The organism is uncultured Sphingomonas sp. (assembly GCF_964235535.1).
GTDB lineage: Bacteria > Pseudomonadota > Alphaproteobacteria > Sphingomonadales > Sphingomonadaceae > Sphingomonas.
Genome location: NZ_CAXSBH010000059.1, coordinates 1 through 17,204 on the forward strand (window position 1 = coordinate 1; position 17,204 = coordinate 17,204).

Below are 17,204 nucleotides of genomic sequence, written 5' to 3' on the forward strand. Positions count from 1 at the left end.
GCGCTAGGGTCAAGACTCGTTGATCACAGCCAGAAGATGACGGTGGCAGCGAGGGCGACGGCTGAGAAGAAGACCGTCGGGCACCGGTCGTAGCGGGTGGCGACGCGCCGCCAGTCCTTGAGGCGTCCGAACATGATCTCGATACGGCTGCGACGCCGGTAGCGGTGCTTGTCGTAGCTGACGGGGTCGAGCCGGGACCTGCGGCCCGGGATGCAGGGCTGGATGCCCTTGGCCTGCAGAGCGTACCTGAACCAGTCAGCGTCGTAGCCGCGATCACCGAGCAGCCATTGCGCCTTCGGTAGGTCGTCCAGCAAGGCTGCTGCGCCGGTATAGTCGCTGACCTGGCCGGCGGTCATGAAGAAGCCCAACGGGCGGCCGTTCGCATCGGCGAGGGCGTGGAGCTTGGTGTTCATGCCGCCTTTGGTGCGGCCGATCAGCCGCCCGAGATCCCCCTTTTTACCCGCAGGCTCGATGCCGTGCGGTGCGCCTTGAGGTAGGTCGCGTCGATCATGACGGTCTTCGGCTCGGCACCAGCGGCCGCCAGCTCCTCCATCATGCGCGCGAACACGCCTCGCTCGCCCCAGCGCTTCCATCGGTTGTACAGCGTCTTGTGTGGCCCGTAGGCGCTGGGCGCATCACGCCATCGCAGGCCGTTCCGGTTGACGAAAACGATGCCGCTCAGCACCCGTCGGTCGTCGACCCGAGGCTTGCCGTGGCTCTTGGGAAAGAACGGCCGCAAACGCTCGATCTGCTCGTCCGTCAGCCAGTACAGGTCGCTCATGCCCAGTCTCCTCGCGGAGCCCGAACCAGATCGCGACGCTCACATCATTGGATCCTGACTCTAACTTTGAAGCGCCGGTAATACTATTTCTACTGTAAACCCTTCTTTTGAGTTTCGGAATTTTAAATGGCCTTCGTGAGATTCGATTATTGCCTTAACTGTTGCAAGACCAAGACCTATTCCGCCCGTATCAATACTTCGAGAACGTTCAACTCGGAAAAAAGGCTCCGTCAGACGCGATATTAGTGTCTCGGGAACGCCTGGTCCATCATCTATGACAGACAAGATTGTATTTCCGCCCGAATTCTCGATCTTAACTAAAGAATTTGTTGCATATCGACGAGCATTTTGCAGTAAATTGTCTATGACTCGCGATAGCTCAACTGCATCACCCATCACGAGAGCAGGCTGAGCAATGAGGGTAACATGATCCCCTCGGGCGACCGCCTCCGCGACTAAGTCCGCGACCAATTGGCGTAAGTCCACCACCCCTCCGCCCGTCTTCGGGTTCTGCGCCCGCGCGAAGGCGAGTATCCCGTCCACCATCCGCTCAAGACGCGCGATATCCTTTCTAAAGCCGGCACGCAGGTCTTGCTCCACGTCCTCGCTTCTAATGCGGATACTGGTGAGTGGAGTGCGTAGATCATGCGCCACGGCCATCAGCATCTGCAGCCGCTCCTTAATTTGAACCCGGACGCGTCGATGCAGGGCCTCAAACGCGTGCTCAAGCGCCTTCACCTCGTCGGCGTCGCCGGGCTTCACGACCGAAGGCCCAGCATCCTGACTGTCAAATCCATCAACCCGCGTGGCAAGACGCCGTATGCTGTTCGTCCAACGGCGCGCTCCGAACCAGGCGAGCGGCACCACCAGCAGGAGCGACAGGCCGAAGATCGTCAGGAGACGAAGCTGCCAGGCCGTCGGCGGGCGTTCGCGAGGCTGCAGCTGAAGAAACCGCCCGTCGGTCTCGCGGATGGCCGCAATGAAGGGCGGCATGCGCACCTCTTCGCTTCGAAGATAGCGGTTCATGTCGAAGGCCGGACCCGCGCGGGTGATACGCAACGACGCCGGAACGTCGATGATCGTCATCTGCCCCCGCTCGGACGCGCCAGAGCGCGGCACGAGCCCATACATTGACGGTGCCGTGATTACGACCTTCACGTCCGACCGCTTCAGCCCCACGCCGCTTGCGAGACTCGCACCGATCAGGTTCTCAGCCTGCCCCCTGCCGCCGCTCCAGAAGCTTGGCGGCGAGCTGGAGATCGTCAGCGCAAGGCGCGTGTCCGACTTCGTCCTGTAGGCATCGACGTAGGTGGCTATGCTGACCGTCGGTGGCGGAGGCGGCGGACTTAGGGCCAGCACCCCGAGTCCGAGCGTCAGGGGCACAATGACGCAGGCGAGCACGAGAGCGAAGACCTGGGCGAAGATCGTCCGGACCGGGTGGCGCGTCAAAGCCGCTTGACCACTGGCCTGAACCGATATCCCTCCCCGCGGACAGTCTCGATTGGCGAGAATTGACCTTCCCGGCTCAGCTTGCGCCGCAGACGGCTGATTGTCACGTCAATGGCTCTGTCGAAGACGTCGGCGTCGCGCCCGAGGGTCCCGGCCAGTAGGGCCTCCCGCGTGAGTAGGCGCTGCGCCCTGTCCACGAAGACGTGAAGCATCTGCAGTTCCCCTCCGCTCAGCGGAACTATGGCCCCTTCCGGGTCGGTCAGCCTTGCCTCGTTCACGTCCAGAAGCCATCCTTCGAATGCGAAGACCTGCTTCCTGACCCGCTGCCTCACAATCGCAGGCCGGCGGGCCGCCGATCTGATCCTGGCAAGCAGCTCCCGCGGGTCGAACGGCTTGGCGAGATAGTCGGAGGCGCCCATCTCCAACCCGATCACGCGATCCGAAACGTCGCCCATCGCGCTCAACATGATTACATGGTGGCTGTCGGCCAGCCGGCGGCAGATCGACAGGCCGTCCTCGCCGGGCATCATCAGGTCGAGCACCACGACGTCGACCACGGCCCTGCGTAGAAGGTCGTCCAGCTCCGCGCCGGACCGCGCCGTCCATACCTTACAGCCGCGTTTCGATAGGTATGACGACAAGGTCTCCAGAATGGCTTCGTCGTCGTCAACGACGACCACCGACAGCTCCGCACCATCCTCCATATGCTGCTGCTGCAATCCCACACTCGCGCATCGACGAAGATTTCCCGATTCCTACCATGCTTGATCCGACCGCAACATTCCAGAAATCAGCTCGCAACGCGGTCTCGGCATCTTCTCCCTGTCGCAAGGAGCGACCTTCAACAGGGAGTGAGAAGATGAAGAACCTTCGTCGTTTCGTGTCCAGGGCCTTCGTCGCCACCGTGATGTCCGTCGGTGCGACCAGCCCGGCGAGCGCCGTTTACGACTCCCAAGGGAACCTGGTCGCCGTCATCATCACCGCGGAAGAGACCTACTACTGATCCTCGCCGTAAGCGCGTCCCGGAAACGGGACGCGCTTACCCTTATCCAACAAGAAGCGCGATGGTCGTGCGGCTAAGAAGAAGGGAGTAGGATGCTCAGCACAGCCCTGGGCGACTGCCCATGATCAGCAAGCGCGTCCTTCTATCGACCATCTTGATCACGCTGGCTGTTATCCTGACCGCTGCTATGATCTCGGTGTCGGGAGGGTTCGACAGCGTCCCTCAACACAGCCAGCTCAAAGCGCGCGCGTTGGCTCCCGATGGTCCGTTGGCGTTCGAAACTCGGCACGGGACGATAATCACCGACGACGAGAGCAAGGCTCGTTGGGCCGACGAGCGTCTGCAGAGCGCCGTGGCAAGCTTCATACGGAATTTCGGGACGGCACCCGGTCGCGGCGTGATCATCGAGTTGCCATATGTCTCGTACGCCAAGGCGATACCTAAGGCGCAGAGGCGCTGGACGCTGCCGTGGATGTCTCGTTACTTCGGCTCGGGTGATGCGGTGAAGGCGGGGCCGGGCGGTCATCATTTCGACAACGATTCCGGGATGCAGCATGAGCTCAACCACCTGTTCTTCACCGCAGGCGTGGTCCCCAGCACTAAGCCATCCCAATACGGCGGCGATGCGCCGGACTGGCTCGATGAAGCGGCGGCGCTGACCGCCGAGTCCCCGGAGGCGAAGGCCCGCAGGCGCGCCGACTTTCGCAGGCAAGTCTGCGCTGGCCGCCTCGTCCCGCTCGAGCGCTTTATAGTCCAACGACATCCGTTGATCGCGTCGCCAGCTATGCAGAAGTTCATAGCCGAGCGCCGCGCTGCCGCGAAAGGAACACCGACCATGATGACGATCGGCGCAAACCAGCTAGGTGTGCCGCAACACGCGCTCCAAGACTTCTACGCGCAGTCAGCTGCCGTCGCCGAGTTCGTCGCGGAGATCTCCGGTGATCCGAGAATCCTTAGCCGCATCGCTCAATCGGCTACGGCAGCCTCCGATCGGCCGAATGAACGGTACCCGAGCTGGACCGATGATTTGACGGTTGGTGACCAGCCGCTCGGAACGCAGTTCGCCACCTGGGCACGAGCATCGGTGCGAGCGGGCGGGCCCGGGTGCGCCGCTTCGAGGATCGTCAACTAAGATGGCGTATCGACCGGTGCGCACGTTCGCGGGCATAATTTCGGGGCTCCTGGCGGGAGCGGCATCGGCATCGCCTCTCATCCAGGAAGCAACCAATCCGACCAATGCCGAACGAACGGCGACCGGTGCGGATGTAGGCGTCCAGGATAAGCCATCGCGGAGCCCCGCCACGGCACCTACAGCGCAGTCGCGATCAACTGAGAAGCCAATTTCGCAAGGGGTTGAGTTCAGAGGCGCGGACGGCAAGCCGCTACCGCCGGAGATGCAGCAGCGGTTGCGGGAGCGGTTCGGGAAAGATCTGCCGCGACCTGCGGGTGCAGCCCCTAGTCCGCAGGCAGACGCCTCCGAGCCGTCAAAGAAGCCGGGGACGCCGGAGCTCGAGTTTCGCGGCGCGGACGGCAAGCCGCTGCCGCCGGAGGTCCAGCGGCAACTGCGGAAGCGGTTCGCCAAGGATCTGCCGCCGATGCCGGGCGAGACCTCCGGGTTAGGAAGCGCCGGTTCGCCGACGGGCGAAAGCGGAGGCGAGATCCTCGTCACGGCGGAGCGCCCGCGGGGATCCGTGACGAGCGAAATACCTGCGGAGCGGGCCTTCCAACCTCTCGATATCAGGGCGTTCGGGGTCAACAATCTCGAAGAGCTGCTTCAGACGATCGGCCCGCAAGTCAGCAGCGATCGAGGACGTGAGGACAACGGCCCCGTCGTGCTGCTGAACGGACGACGCGTGTCCAGCCTGGCCGAGATCGCCAAGATCCCGACCGAAGCGATCGAGCGCATGGAGGTGTTTCCCGAGGAGGTGGCGCTGAGCTACGGGTATCCGGCGGACCAGAAGGTCGTGAACGTCATACTCTTCGCACGGTTCACGTCGGAGGTCGGCCAACTATCCTACGCAGCGCCGACTGACGGCGGGCGCTACACGCCCGGCGCGGCGGCCAGCTTTCTCCGTATCATGGGCAGCATGCGGGTGAACGTCGATGGCGAGTACAGCCGATCGGGAGCCCTGCTGGAGAGCGAGCGCGATCTCACCCAGCTCGACGGCTTAACTGAGGTCGGTCGTTTCCGGACGCTGCTACCGCGGACCGAGCGGATCGCGCTCAATGGCACGGTCAGCGGCAGCCTTATCGATGATATCTCGACGACGCTCAACGGCAGCTTCGACAAAAGCAGCAGCAGGACCCTCCTCGGACTCGGCGGCGCGGGGCCGCTGTCCGGCGACGCTGATACCCATATTGGCCATATTGGAACCACGCTCGGCGGGCAGGCGGGAACTTGGCAGTGGACCCTCACGGGCAACTACGATCGCGCCCGCATCGACACGGTAATCGACGGGAGCGACCTCAATGGTGCGCGCAACGAGGCCCGCTCCGTCAACGCCGTCGCCGAAGCCGATTTGATCCTCGTCGGCAAGCTGCTGGATCTGCCGGCCGGGCCCGTGTCGATGAGCGTGCAGGGCGGCGTCGATCTCCGCGACTTTAGCAGCCGCTCGCTGGTCGGCGGCGTCGAGCGGAGGCTCGCGCTGTCCCGCGACCGCGGTGCCGCCCAGGCGAGCCTCGACGTGCCGCTGGCCAGCAGGATCAACGACGGGATCGCTTGGCTGGGTAGTCTCTCGCTCAACGCGAACCTACGACTCGAGGAGCTTTCCGACTTTGGAACGCTGCGGACCTACGGCTACGGCCTGAACTGGTCGCCGATCCCCTCGATCAACGTCGTCGCCTCCGCGACACACGAGGAAGGCGCACCGACGGTCGAACAGCTCGGCGGGCCCACCATCGTGACGCCGAATGTTCGGACCTTCGACTTCCGCGGACGGGAGACGGTGGAAGTCACGCGGTTGTTCGGCGGCAACCCTGCTCTCCGCTCCGACGATCGCCGGGTCGTCAGCGTCGGGCTGACCGCCAGACCCGTCGCCAGGACTGACTTCACAATCACCGCCGATTACCTCAGGACGCGCATCGACGATCCGATCGCGGCCTTTCCGGTCGCGACGCCCCAGCTGGAAGCGGCATTCCCTGAGCGCTTCGTCCGTGGCGCGGACGACCGTCTGCTGCGGATCGACGCGAGGCCGACCAACTTTGAGCGCTCCGACCAGGAGCAGCTGCGCTTCGGCCTGAACTTCGCGCGACCTCTCGGCGAGGTGGCACCGGAACTCCGCGACGTGCGCGTCCGCTTCGCGCAGGATGCCGACGTCCAAAGGAGGATTCCAGCCGGGGGCAGCCTCACCAAGGTCGCGCCGGGCAGCGCGGAGATGAGGCGCGTGGAGACGCTGACGAGTCGCCTCTACGTCAGCGCCTTCTACACCGTGCGGCTGAAGGACGAAATCCGCCTAGGTGACGGGGCGCCCACGCTCGACCTCCTGGACGGCTCCGCAATCGACGTGCGCGGAGGCAGGGCGCGTCACGAAGTCGAGTTCCAAGCAGGCGCGTCAAAGCGCGGGCTCGGCGTGCGCGTGTCGGCCGTTTGGCAAAGCGGGACCCGGGTGGCAGGCTTGGACGGCGCCGACGACGATCTGCGCTTCTCGGACTATGGTACGATCAACGTCAACCTCTTCGCTAATCTGGCCGACCGTTTCGGCGGGCCGCAAGCGCCCGCATGGATCAAGGGAACGCGGATCAGCATCGGCGTCGCCAACCTTCTCAATGAGCGTCCGGAAGTGCGGGACGCGGCAGGAGCGACACCGATCAACTACCAGGCCGCCTCCCTGAATCCGATCGGACGCGTTATCAATTTCAGCCTTCGAAAGATTTTCTGACCTGCAAGAGAGCTCTTAAAACCATCGGTTCGTCAGAGTGCTGTGTCACTAGCTTGGTTCGGTCCAGAATAACCAGAACCGGTCTCCGGCCATGCCACTCCGGCCGTTGTGTCATGTCCCAAAGTTCTTTTGCCAGCCGCGATCTGTCGGCCAAGTTGCGCGACGAAGCGCTGGAATCGCTCGCCGCCGACTGCCAGCGCCGCCGCGTCGGCCTCCGGCAACGGAGCGGTCACCGTAAGCTGGTAGCGCACGAATAGCGCTACGCTTTCGAGCACTACGTCGATGTCGCGCCGGGCGAGCGACAGGTCGCGTGAAATGCGGTCGAGTCTCGGCTTGAGCAGGTCGTCAATCTCCTTAGACGCCCGCCTCGCCAACCACGTCGCGAGCGCATCGTTGACGATCCGGCTCTTGTTGCCGCCCGGCTTGCGCGCGAGCGCGTCGAGCGCGTCGAGCGCGTCGGCGATCTCGCGATCGAGATAGAGGTTCTGACGCACCTTCATCGCTCAGAGCCCTGGCAGCAGGTCTTGGTCGGAGCCGACGTTCATCGCGTGCCCGCGCACGACAGTGGCGAGCCGGCGGGTACGGTCCATCGCCCGCTTGTCGGTGCCGGGGTCGTCGACCTCATTGTCGGCCGGGATGAGGTCAAGCTGCCGCGGCGGTTCGGAGGGCGCGATCGGCTGCTCCGGCAGCGCAGGATGCCGCTGCTGCTGAAGGCCGCCGTCATCCTCCGGCCGCCCCTCCTCCTCGCCGGACACGAGACGCGCGTCGGGACGCCGTGCCATACTGCCCCAGTCGGTCGACCTCGCCTGAGGTCGATCGGCGTAGCGGTCCGTCGCCAAGTCGGGAGGCGGGCACAGACGCGTGTTGAAGTTTGCGTCCTGATAGTAGCGCAGTTTCCTCGCCCGGATCGGGGCTAGGCCGGAGATCAGCACCACTTCGTCGGTCGGCGGCAGCTGCATGACCTCACCGGGCGTGAGCAGCGGCCGCGCAGTCTCCTGCCGGCTGACCATCACGTGAGCCAGCCAGGGCGCCAGCCGGTGGCCGGCATAGTTGCGCATCGCCCGCTGCTCAGTCGCGGTGCCCAGCGCATCCGAGATGCGCTTGCCGGTCCGCTCGTCGTTGGTCGCGAACGCCACGCGGACGTGGCAGTTGTCGAGGATCGAGTTGTTGTCGCCGTACGCGCGCTCGACCTGATTAAGCGATTGGGTGATCAGGAAGGCGCGGATGCCGTAGCCGGCCATGAAGGCGAGCGCGGTCTCGAAGAAGTCGAGCCGGCCCAGCGCCGGGAACTCGTCGAGCATGAGAAGGAGTTCATGCTTGCGAGCGCCCTCCCCCACACTCTCCAGCTTCTCCGTGAGTCGGCGACCGATCTGGTTGAGCACGAGCCGGATGAGCGGCTTGGTCCGGCTGATGTCGGAAGGCGGGATCACGAGGTAGAGCGACAGCGGCCGCTCGGCCTCGACCAGGTCGGCGATGCGCCAATCGCAGCGCGACGTGACCAGCGCCACCGTCGGATCGCGGTAGAGCCCGAGGAAGCTCATCGCGGTCGACAGTACGCCCGAGCGCTCGTTGTCCGACTTATTCAGCACCTCACGCGCAGCGGACGCGACGACGGGGTGCACGATCGGCTGGTCCGGCGTTCCCAGGTGATTGGTGGTCATCATACGGCGGAGCGTGGCGGTGAACGGCCGCTGCGGGTCGGACAGGAAGGATGCGACCCGCGCCAGCGTCTTCTCCTCCTCGGCGTAGAGGATGTGGAGGATGGCGCCGACGAGCAGCGAGTGGCTGGTCTTCTCCCAGTGGTTCCGGCGCTCCAGCGCGCCTTCGGGATCGACGAGGATGTCAGCGATGTTCTGGACGTCGCGCACCTCGTACTCGCCGCGGCGCACCTCCAGGAGCGGGTTGTAGCGGGCCGACCGCGGATCGGTTGGGTTGAACAGCAGGCAATGCGAGAAGCGCGAACGCCAGCCGGCGCTGAGCGTCCAGTTCTCGCCCTTGATGTCGTGGACGACAGTCGAGCCGGTCCAGCCGAGCAGTGTCGGGATAACCAGGCCGACGCCCTTCCCCGATCGGGTCGGGGCGAACACCATCACGTGCTCGGGACCGTCGTGACGAAGGTAGCGGTCGTCCAGCGATCCGAGGAACACGCCGCGATCGCGGAACATCCCCGCGCGCTCGACCTCGCGAACGTCGGCCCAGCGTGCCGACCCGTATGTCGTGACGTTGCGCGCCTGCCGCGCACGCCACAAGGAGCCGCCGATCGCCGCGGCGCAGCCCAGGAAGCCGCTCGCGCCCGCAAGTGTTCCGGCCTTGTCGAACACCTCCGGCGCGTACGCCTCGTAATGGTACCACCAGCCGAACAGCGCGTGTGGGCGATAGACAGGGACGTCGAAGGCGAGGAACCAGGGCGAGCCGAGCTGCGCCTGATAGCCCAGCATCGCCGCGGCCCACTGGGTCGCGCACCATACGCCCGCGACTACGATCGCGAATACGATGATGATCTGGCCGATCAGCAGCTTGGTGGGGGTCATAGCGATCTCCGGCCTCTCTCGACAATGGTCGGGAGCGTCGCGGCAGCATCGGACTGGGCAAGCTCATGGAGAACGGCCGTTGTGAAGCAAGCAAGCGCGCTGAGGAGCAGGGCGATCGACTACGTCATCCGCTAAATCGACCCAAGCTACATGACAGCGACACTCAGCGTCGCTATATGGTTGCTATGGCAACCGCGCTCCTTGATACCGTCCTAAGCCGCGTCGCTGTTCGCGGCGGCGCGATCGACCCCAAGCGGCTGGCGGAGATGCTGCTCGCGACGACCAGCGAAGTCGCCGAGCTGGCGAACGTCCATCGGAGCTCTTTGACCCGCAATCCCGACTCGCCGGAGATCCAGCGCAAGCTGGGCCCGATCGCGACCATCCTGTCGCGCGCCGCCGACATGAGCGGCAGCCTGGACAAGGCGGTCGTATGGTTCCGCCATCAGCCGATCGCAGCACTCGGCCATGCCCGCGCCGCCGATCTCGTCCGGCAAGGCGAGGCGGACGCCGTGCTCGACTATCTCGACGCGCTCGAGAATGGTGCCTACGCCTAAGCCGGGCGGGCCGGCTTCGATGATAGTACGTGACCACCGTATCCGGGGCCGCTGGTTTCGCGTGCTGACACCACGCTTCGCGCACCACCCGCTTTCCGGATTGGGCGCAAGTCTGAAGGGTGGACGGTTCAACGCGCCCGGCCAGGAGGCGCTGTACCTCTCGGCCGATCCCCACACCGCCTATGCCGAATACACGCAGAATGTGTTCGATCGGCCTGGGCTCATGTGCAGCTACGACGTCGACGCCGGCCCTGTTGCCGACCTGACCGCTCCGGCGACGCTCGATGCGCTCGGCGTCACCGCCGACGATCTCGCCGGGCGATGGGTGCGCGTGACCGATCCGCCGAGCCAACGTGTCGCCGGCAAGCTGTTCGAGGACGGATACGCCGGCGCGACCTACCAGTCCGCGCAGCATCCGGCAGGTACGAACATCGTGCTGTGGCGCTGGAGCGATAACGAGGCCCGGGTCGCGGTCGTGGACCGGCTTGGCGAGGTACCGGCATCGCCTTTCACCTCGTGAACATATTCATAGAACTCCAGCGGCTGCGTTGACCCACAATGCGACATCTAGGGCACCTTTGCCGCGTTCCGATTCCGGGCCTTCGTTCATCTCGATCCTGCCGCCGGCTTTAGGGTTCTCGTCCGGGCCGCTGAACGGCAGGGGTGGTGCAAGACGGACAGTTCAGCCGCAGGCCAGAGATTGGCTTTTCGATCGAGGTAGGACTGGCGGATCACATCATCTAACCGGCTGGCATGCATTTCACCCACGACCTCGCTGCCCCGGCCGCTGACCCGACCTCCTTCGACGACTTCCTGAAGGTTGATATCCGCATCGGCACGGTGGTCTCCGTCGAGCCCTTTCCGCAGGCTCGAAAGCCGACCCTGAAGCTGCTGATCGACTTCGGCCCAGCTATCGGCACCAAACGATCGAGCGCACAGGTCACAGAGCAGTATACGCCCGAGGTGCTCGTCGGGCGTCAGGTAGCAGCCGTCATCAACTTTCCGCCCCGCCAGATCGGCAAGTTCATGTCCGAGGTGCTTACCCTGGGCTTCCCCGACGAGGATGGCTCGGTCGTGCTGTTCGCACCCGACCGTCGCGTCCCCGACGGTGGGCGGCTTTTCTGACCGTGGCCGTCTGCGTCGGTATAGGCGGGAAACCGCTTTCGGAGTAGTTCCTGCCCGGCAAGCTTGTGGTTTCTCAGACCCAACAGCGGCGGTTCACGGGTATGTTACGCCTGCTCCAAGTCTGCCGTTCGTTCAGGTGAATGGAACTAAGCGGTTTGTAACTTTGCTAGACGAGTGAGCAGGCATAATCACCTTCTGCGCTCCGCAAATAGACCGGCATCGAAGAAAAGTGGTCCAGCAGGTGTAACCTGATGTTCACTAGATCGTCATCCGACTGACACGCCTCCGACCTACCCCCGCTGGAGCGAACACGCCGGAAAAGGCGGTTGCTGCCAGGGGGAATCGATCGTGTTTGATGTAAAGTCGCGTCGCGTCAGCGGCCGTAGGTTCGCGCAGGCGCTACTCGCTGGATGCGGGTACGCTTCGATGATGACCGGCATCGCCGCCGCGCAGATGCCTGTCGTGGTCAGCAATGCCCCGACCGACGCACCCGGCAGCGTCAGCGGCACGGTGACCCAGGGCAACGGTGAATATCTGGACGGCGCGTCGGTCGCCATCCCCGCGCTTGACCGCGCGACGGTGGCGGACCGGTCCGGACGGTTCACGATGTCGGACTTGCCCGCGGGCACGCATGAGGTGGTGATTCGTTTCGTGGGATTCCCGGACCAGCGCCGGACGATTGTCGTGGGCGCCAAGCCGCTGACTCTCGACGTGCGCTTCGATGCCGTGCCAGACGCCGGCAGCACCGCCGATGGCGGCGATATCGTCGTCACCGGATCTCGCCCGATCGCTGAGTCTGAGGCAGCAGCCCTTCAGATCCAGCGTACCAGCCCTTCGCTGGTGTCGGTGGTCGCATCCGACGCCGTTGGCCGTTTGCCCGACCAGAACATCGCCCAGGCGGTCAGCCGTCTGCCCGGCGTCGCGGTGCAACGCGACCAGGGTCAAGCGCGCTACATCAACCTGCGCGGCGCGCCGATCAATTGGACGACCTTGTCGATCGACGGCATCAACATCGTCAGCCCGGAGGGCCGCGACGCGCGCTTCGACTCGATCCCGTCGGCGATCGCATCGCAGATCATCGTCCGCAAAGCGGTCACCCCCGATATGACCGGCGAGACAATTGCAGGCAATGTCGACATCATCACGCGGTCGGCCTTCGACTATCCCGGTTTTAAGGCGCAGGCCAAGGCCGGCGTCGGTCATGTCGAGCTGGGCAGCAAGACCGAATATGAAGGTTCGCTCGTCGTCTCCGACCGCGTGGACACGGGGATCGGCGAGTTCGGCATCGTCTCTTCCGCCAGTTTGTACCGCCGCGGCATGGTCACTGACAATTTCGAGACCGATTTCGAGGCGGTTGCGGAAGATCGTCGTCCGGGGTTCGAGAATCGTACCTTCGGCCGCGAGACCGAGAACAAGCTCTACCGACTGGTACGCAAGAACTATTCGCTGTCGACACGGCTCGACTGGCGACCGAACGATGGCAATTCCAAGCTGTTTTTCGAGACGATCTATTCGGCGTTCCAGGATGACGAGCAGCGTAGCAACTACATCTTCGACCTTGACGACCAGCAGGCCCGCCTGGCCAGCGGCACGACCCCGGCAGCGATCGCCGCGGACCGGACCGCGTGCGGCGTCAATCCGGCGCCGCGTGCCAACACCACCGGCTACGGCGATGTCTGCACGGGCAACACGCCGCTGCTCGGTACCGTCTACGGCATCGACCTCAATTCGAATTTCCTGGTCCGCGCGTACAAGCAGTCCGTGTTCACCAACACGATCGGCGGCGATCACGCGTTCGACGGCTGGAAGGTCGCGTGGCGCGGCAACTACACCAAGTCGATCGACAACCGCGACGCGCCGGCGCAGCTCAATTATGACAGCCCGGCGTTCGGCACCAACGGTGCGAACGCGACCAACCGCATCACGGTCGGGTATGACTTTACCGATCCGCAGCTGGCCAAGGTGGCGTTGTTCCGGACGCTGCGCGCGGCGAACGGGACGCTGAGCCGCGGCGCGAGCGTGACCGCGATCACCGACTTCCCCGCACCGCTCGCACGGTTGCGCTCGCTCGTCGCTCGCGACGTCACCGAAGCCTATACCGCCAAGCTCGACGTGGCGCGGGAGATCGATCTCGGCGCGCTGCCGGTCACGTTCGCCGCCGGCCTGCGCTATGACGATCGCAACAAGACCTCCAACGAACTCCTGCTCGACATCGCGAGCGCGCCGCTGTTCGCGGCGGCCGGCATCCCGACCGATTTCGGTGCGATCGCGATTCCGGACGGTTTCCAGGGCGAGATCCCGCTCGGCTATACGTTCCAGTATTTCGGCCGCGACAAGATCCTGGACCTGGTCGATCGCGCGTTCACCGTGGCGTCGACCGCAGCTGTCCCCGCCAATTTCTACGATGTGACCGAAAAGGTCTATTCCGCCTACGCGATGGCGACCGCGACGACGAGCTGGGGCAACGTCATCGGCGGCGCGCGGGTAGAGCATATCCGTAATGACAGCCGCGCGTTTGCCATCAACACCGGCGTCACTCCCAATGTCGTGACCCCGGTCGAGGTGAGGAGCGATCAGACACTCGTCTATCCCAGCTTGCACCTGAACTGGGACGTCAACGACCAAATGAAGGCGCGTCTGTCCTTCAACACCGGTGCGGCGCGGCCCGACTACGATCAGCTCCGCCCCAACCTGTCGTTCAACGACGCGAACCTGACCATCTCGGGCGGCAATCCCGACGCCACGCCGGAAAAGGCGCGCGGCGTCGACCTGTATGTCGAATACTACACTATGCCGCGCGGCTTCCTGTCGATCGGCATCTTCTACAAGGATGTGAAGGACGTGCTGTTCAGCACGACCAGCACCTTTGGCCGCGACATCCTGAACGGCAACGGCGTCGACCGGTCGCAATATGTGTATTCGACGATCGCGAATGGCGGTGACGGCTACCTTCTGGGCGTGGAAGCCGCGATACAGCAGCAGCTCGAACCCTTTGTGGCCGATCTGGGCCTGCCCGACTGGGTCGGCGGGTTCGGCGTCCAGCTCAACACCACCTTGAACAAAAGCCGTTCCGAAACACCCGACGGCCGCCGGATCCGCCTGCCGGGTACGTCAGACGCGGTGTACAACTTGATCGGCTATTACGAGAAATACGGTTTCTCGGCGCGGGTGTCGTACCAGAACCGCTCGCCCTGGATCGACGGCATCGGCGCGTTCGGCCCGGTGAACGGCGTCGTGCGCGGGATCGACGGCGGCGACTTCTACTGGGCACAGGACGACGAACTCGACGCCAGCGTCCGCTACGCCATTTCGCAAAACATCGAGATCTATGGCGATTTCGCGAACCTGCTGAACGGCCCCGGTCGCCGTTTCGTCGGCAGCAACCGTTTCACGATCGAGCATGAACGGTTCGGCCGGCGATACACGGGTGGTGTACGGGTCACCTTCTGATGCGGACGGCGATCGCGGCGGCGCTGTTCCTGCCGGGCTGTGTATCGGTGCCGGCCATAGTTCCGCCCGACGCCGTGCCGACCGTAGCTGCGGCCGCCGAAACCGATCCAGTCGCCAGCAGCGACGACGCGGCCGACGACCCGGCAATCTGGCGTAACCGGCGTGCGCCGGCCCGGAGCCTGGTCGTCGCGACCGACAAGCAGGCGGGCGTTCACGTCTACGACCTCGCCGGCAGGCGGCTGAGCTACACGCCCGCGCCGCGGCTCAACAACGTCGACCTGCGCGAGACCGGGGGTCGCATCACCGTCGTCGCGAGCGACCGTTCCGACATCGCCCGGGCGCATGTATCCCTGTTCGATCTCGATCCGGTCACGGCCGTGCTTCGCCCACTCGGTCGATTCCCGGTCGGGACGGGCGAGGCTTACGGCATGTGCCTGTGGACCCGCCCACGCGACCGTGCTCTGTTCGGGTTCGTGGTGCTCAAGGATGGTCGGATCGACCAGATCGCGATCAACCGATCAAGTGCAAACGCTCAGGTGCGTGTCGTACGATCCATGAAGCTCGGGACGCAATCCGAAGGCTGCGTCGTCGATGACCGCACGGGTCTGCTCTACGTCGCCGAGGAGGATGTCGGACTCTGGCGCTTCGGCGCGGATCCCGGTGCGGCGACGACCGCTACCGCGATCGCGCGGGTCGATGGGACGACGCTGGTCGCCGATGCTGAAGGGCTGGCGCTGGCACCGGCCGGCCGCACCGGCGGCTTTCTCGTCGCCTCGAGCCAGGGCGATAACGCCTACACGCTCTACCGCTTGCCCGGCGTCACCTATGCAGGTCGTTTCCGGATCAGCGGCGGCGCTGTCGATGCGACCAGCGAGACCGACGGCATCGATTTAGCGCTCGGCGACTTCGGCGGTGCCTATCCGGGTGGGTTGCTGGTGGCGCAGGACGACGACAACGCGCCGGCGACGCAGAACTTCAAATATGTCGGCTGGGGCGCGGTGCGTCGCGCGTTACGGCTCCGCTGACCAACCACGGAACAAGGATGGGTTCTATGACGATCACCCGGGGAAAGCGGATGCGCCGATCATCCTTGCGGACGATCGCATATGTGCTGGCGGCGTCGATGGCTGCTGCCGGTGGCGTTTCCGCGCAAACGCCGCGCCCGGCCGCGCTCGCGCCTGCCCGACCGCGCAACGTCATCGTGTTCCTCGGGGACGCGGGCGGTTTGTCGACGCTGAGCGCGGCGGGGATCATGGCGCATGATCGCCCGCAATCGCTGTTCATCCAGTCGATGCCGCATGTCGGACTGTCGGACACATCGTCGCGAAATCGCTGGGTGAGCGACTCCGCGGCCGGGATGACCGCGATCATGACGGGCCACAAGACCGACAACGGCGTGGTCTCGATGGTACCGGCCGCTGCGGGCGGCGCGCCCGTGCCGGTCAAGACGTTCCTGGAGTATGCCGAAGAACGCGGCCTTTCGACCGGGATCGTTACCAACATGGCGATCTGGGACGCGACCCCCGCCGCCTGTTACGCGCACGCCGCCTCGCGCCGCGACAAGGACGCGATCTTTGCGCAGATGCTCGCACCGCGTTTCGGCAACGGCGTCGATATCCTGATCGGCAAGGGCCGCAGGGACGCGGTCGCCTCCTTCGCAAAGCGCCAGACGACGATGGAGCAGGCGTTCGCTGGCGCAGGCTACCGCTTCGGCGACGACCCGGCGATCGTTAGCCGGTCGCCACGCACTGCGGTTCTCCGCGACACGGACTTCGCACCGCTGCCCGCCGTCGAGGCGACGATCGCGCAGCTCGCGCGCAATCCAAAGGGCTATTTCCTGATGGTCGAATGGGACATGCACACCGACGACCCGCAGGCTGGCCTGCGCCACGTCGTCGAGATGGACGACATGATCCGCCGCATCGCCGCAGTCGCGGGGGAAGACACGCTAATCCTGTTCACCGCTGACCACAGTTTCGGCCTGCGCATGAGCGGCGGCGATCGCGGCACGCCGCTCGCCGCGCAGTTCGCGGCCGCTGCGGCCAGACCGGGAACGACCAGCGCCAACAACCCCTTCATCAGCATTGAAGACGGGCATACCGGCGAAGAGGTGGTCACCACCGCATCGGGACCCGGTGCCGATCAGGTCCACGGCTTCTTTGCGAACACGCGCATTTTCGACATGCTGATGAACGCGGTTGGCTGGACCCGCGACTAATCGATTCGGTTCGCAGGCAGCGTTCTGTTCTGTTGACCCACAAACGGCCATTCTGGTCGATCCTTCCCGCTCCCGAAATCTGCCGTTCGTTCATCTTGATTCATCCACGAAACAAAGTCACCGCGATCAGGGCCATGGCCTTCACCTCAGTCCTTCCGAGAGGTCGCCGCAGCCCGTGGGCCGACGGACGGGGTTGCAGCGCGCGGTTGCGGAAA

The 17,204-nt window shown here is 64.7% G+C and carries 14 protein-coding genes; 9 read left to right on the top strand and 5 right to left on the bottom strand.

Annotated features, from left to right (window positions below):
* Nucleotides 1–23: 23 nt before the first annotated feature.
* The 3 genes from ACFE7F_RS13895 to ACFE7F_RS13905 form a co-directional block, all read right to left on the bottom strand.
* Nucleotides 24–781 (bottom strand): IS5 family transposase gene (locus tag ACFE7F_RS13895; RefSeq protein ID WP_375404447.1). Its coding sequence is split into 2 segments (ribosomal slippage): nucleotides 24–460 and nucleotides 460–781, totalling 759 coding nucleotides; the frame shifts between segments, so codons are not numbered across the junction.
* A gap of 60 nt (nucleotides 782–841) precedes the next feature.
* Nucleotides 842–2,230 (bottom strand): sensor histidine kinase, encoded by a 1,389-nt coding sequence (locus ACFE7F_RS13900; RefSeq protein WP_375404448.1) that lies wholly within the window; start codon nucleotides 2,228–2,230, stop codon nucleotides 842–844.
* Nucleotides 2,227–2,949, bottom strand: a complete 723-nt coding sequence (locus ACFE7F_RS13905; protein WP_375404449.1) for a response regulator — start codon at nucleotides 2,947–2,949, stop codon at nucleotides 2,227–2,229. The genes ACFE7F_RS13900 and ACFE7F_RS13905 overlap by 4 nt, the downstream gene beginning before the upstream one ends.
* Before the next feature lie 140 nt (nucleotides 2,950–3,089).
* Here ACFE7F_RS13905 and ACFE7F_RS13910 point away from each other — a divergent pair, with 140 nt between their 5' ends.
* The 3 genes from ACFE7F_RS13910 (at nucleotide 3,090) to ACFE7F_RS13920 (ending at nucleotide 7,111) form a co-directional block, all read left to right on the top strand.
* A complete protein-coding gene (locus ACFE7F_RS13910) occupies nucleotides 3,090–3,233 on the top strand; it encodes a hypothetical protein (RefSeq protein ID WP_375404450.1) in 144 nt (47 codons plus the stop codon).
* Nucleotides 3,234–3,354: 121 nt separating this feature from the next.
* Nucleotides 3,355–4,365 (top strand): hypothetical protein, encoded by a 1,011-nt coding sequence (locus ACFE7F_RS13915; RefSeq protein WP_375404451.1) that lies wholly within the window; start codon nucleotides 3,355–3,357, stop codon nucleotides 4,363–4,365.
* 463 nt (nucleotides 4,366–4,828) lie between these two features.
* Complete coding sequence (locus ACFE7F_RS13920) at nucleotides 4,829–7,111, top strand: TonB-dependent receptor domain-containing protein (RefSeq protein WP_375404452.1); 2,283 nt, start codon at nucleotides 4,829–4,831, stop codon at nucleotides 7,109–7,111.
* 32 nt (nucleotides 7,112–7,143) lie between these two features.
* On the opposite strand, the gene ACFE7F_RS13925 is transcribed toward ACFE7F_RS13920, so the two are convergent.
* Both ACFE7F_RS13925 and ACFE7F_RS13930 read right to left on the bottom strand, forming a co-directional pair.
* Nucleotides 7,144–7,611, bottom strand: a complete 468-nt coding sequence (locus ACFE7F_RS13925) for a CopG family transcriptional regulator (protein ID WP_375404453.1) — start codon at nucleotides 7,609–7,611, stop codon at nucleotides 7,144–7,146.
* Nucleotides 7,612–7,614: 3 nt separating this feature from the next.
* A complete protein-coding gene (locus ACFE7F_RS13930) occupies nucleotides 7,615–9,642 on the bottom strand; it encodes a conjugal transfer protein TraG (protein WP_375404454.1) in 2,028 nt (675 codons plus the stop codon).
* Between the two features lie 185 nt (nucleotides 9,643–9,827).
* On the opposite strand from ACFE7F_RS13930, the gene ACFE7F_RS13935 reads away from it, so the two are divergent.
* The 6 genes from ACFE7F_RS13935 to ACFE7F_RS13960 all read left to right on the top strand — a co-directional run bounded on the left by ACFE7F_RS13935 (nucleotide 9,828) and on the right by ACFE7F_RS13960 (nucleotide 16,989).
* Complete coding sequence (locus tag ACFE7F_RS13935) at nucleotides 9,828–10,196, top strand: antitoxin Xre/MbcA/ParS toxin-binding domain-containing protein (protein ID WP_375404455.1); 369 nt, start codon at nucleotides 9,828–9,830, stop codon at nucleotides 10,194–10,196.
* A gap of 19 nt (nucleotides 10,197–10,215) precedes the next feature.
* Nucleotides 10,216–10,716, top strand: coding sequence for an RES family NAD+ phosphorylase (locus ACFE7F_RS13940; RefSeq protein WP_375404456.1), 501 nt, complete (start codon nucleotides 10,216–10,218; stop codon nucleotides 10,714–10,716).
* Between the two features lie 233 nt (nucleotides 10,717–10,949).
* Nucleotides 10,950–11,321: a tRNA-binding protein gene (locus ACFE7F_RS13945; protein WP_375404457.1), complete on the top strand. Its 372-nt coding sequence runs from the start codon at nucleotides 10,950–10,952 to the stop codon at nucleotides 11,319–11,321.
* 426 nt (nucleotides 11,322–11,747) lie between these two features.
* Nucleotides 11,748–14,771: a TonB-dependent receptor gene (locus tag ACFE7F_RS13950; RefSeq protein WP_375404458.1), complete on the top strand. Its 3,024-nt coding sequence runs from the start codon at nucleotides 11,748–11,750 to the stop codon at nucleotides 14,769–14,771.
* Nucleotides 14,771–15,796: a phytase gene (locus ACFE7F_RS13955; protein ID WP_375404459.1), complete on the top strand. Its 1,026-nt coding sequence runs from the start codon at nucleotides 14,771–14,773 to the stop codon at nucleotides 15,794–15,796. The genes ACFE7F_RS13950 and ACFE7F_RS13955 overlap by 1 nt, the downstream gene beginning before the upstream one ends.
* Before the next feature lie 26 nt (nucleotides 15,797–15,822).
* Nucleotides 15,823–16,989, top strand: a complete 1,167-nt coding sequence (locus ACFE7F_RS13960; protein WP_375404460.1) for an alkaline phosphatase — start codon at nucleotides 15,823–15,825, stop codon at nucleotides 16,987–16,989.
* Nucleotides 16,990–17,204: the final 215 nt, after the last annotated feature.

Bases quoted from the DNA above. Each gene is read 5' to 3' on its own strand.
- ACFE7F_RS13960 (WP_375404460.1), top strand. From the start codon at position 15,823: ATGACGATCACCCGGGGAAAGCGGATGCGCCGATCATCCTTGCGGACG.
- ACFE7F_RS13920 (WP_375404452.1), top strand. From the start codon at position 4,829: ATGCCGGGCGAGACCTCCGGGTTAGGAAGCGCCGGTTCGCCGACGGGC.
- ACFE7F_RS13945 (WP_375404457.1), top strand. From the start codon at position 10,950: ATGCATTTCACCCACGACCTCGCTGCCCCGGCCGCTGACCCGACCTCC.
- ACFE7F_RS13935 (WP_375404455.1), top strand. From the start codon at position 9,828: ATGGCAACCGCGCTCCTTGATACCGTCCTAAGCCGCGTCGCTGTTCGC.
- ACFE7F_RS13915 (WP_375404451.1), top strand. From the start codon at position 3,355: ATGATCAGCAAGCGCGTCCTTCTATCGACCATCTTGATCACGCTGGCT.
- ACFE7F_RS13950 (WP_375404458.1), top strand. From the start codon at position 11,748: ATGATGACCGGCATCGCCGCCGCGCAGATGCCTGTCGTGGTCAGCAAT.
- ACFE7F_RS13955 (WP_375404459.1), top strand. From the start codon at position 14,771: ATGCGGACGGCGATCGCGGCGGCGCTGTTCCTGCCGGGCTGTGTATCG.
- ACFE7F_RS13910 (WP_375404450.1), top strand. From the start codon at position 3,090: ATGAAGAACCTTCGTCGTTTCGTGTCCAGGGCCTTCGTCGCCACCGTG.
- ACFE7F_RS13930 (WP_375404454.1), bottom strand. From the start codon at position 9,642: ATGACCCCCACCAAGCTGCTGATCGGCCAGATCATCATCGTATTCGCG.
- ACFE7F_RS13925 (WP_375404453.1), bottom strand. From the start codon at position 7,611: ATGAAGGTGCGTCAGAACCTCTATCTCGATCGCGAGATCGCCGACGCG.
- ACFE7F_RS13940 (WP_375404456.1), top strand. From the start codon at position 10,216: ATGATAGTACGTGACCACCGTATCCGGGGCCGCTGGTTTCGCGTGCTG.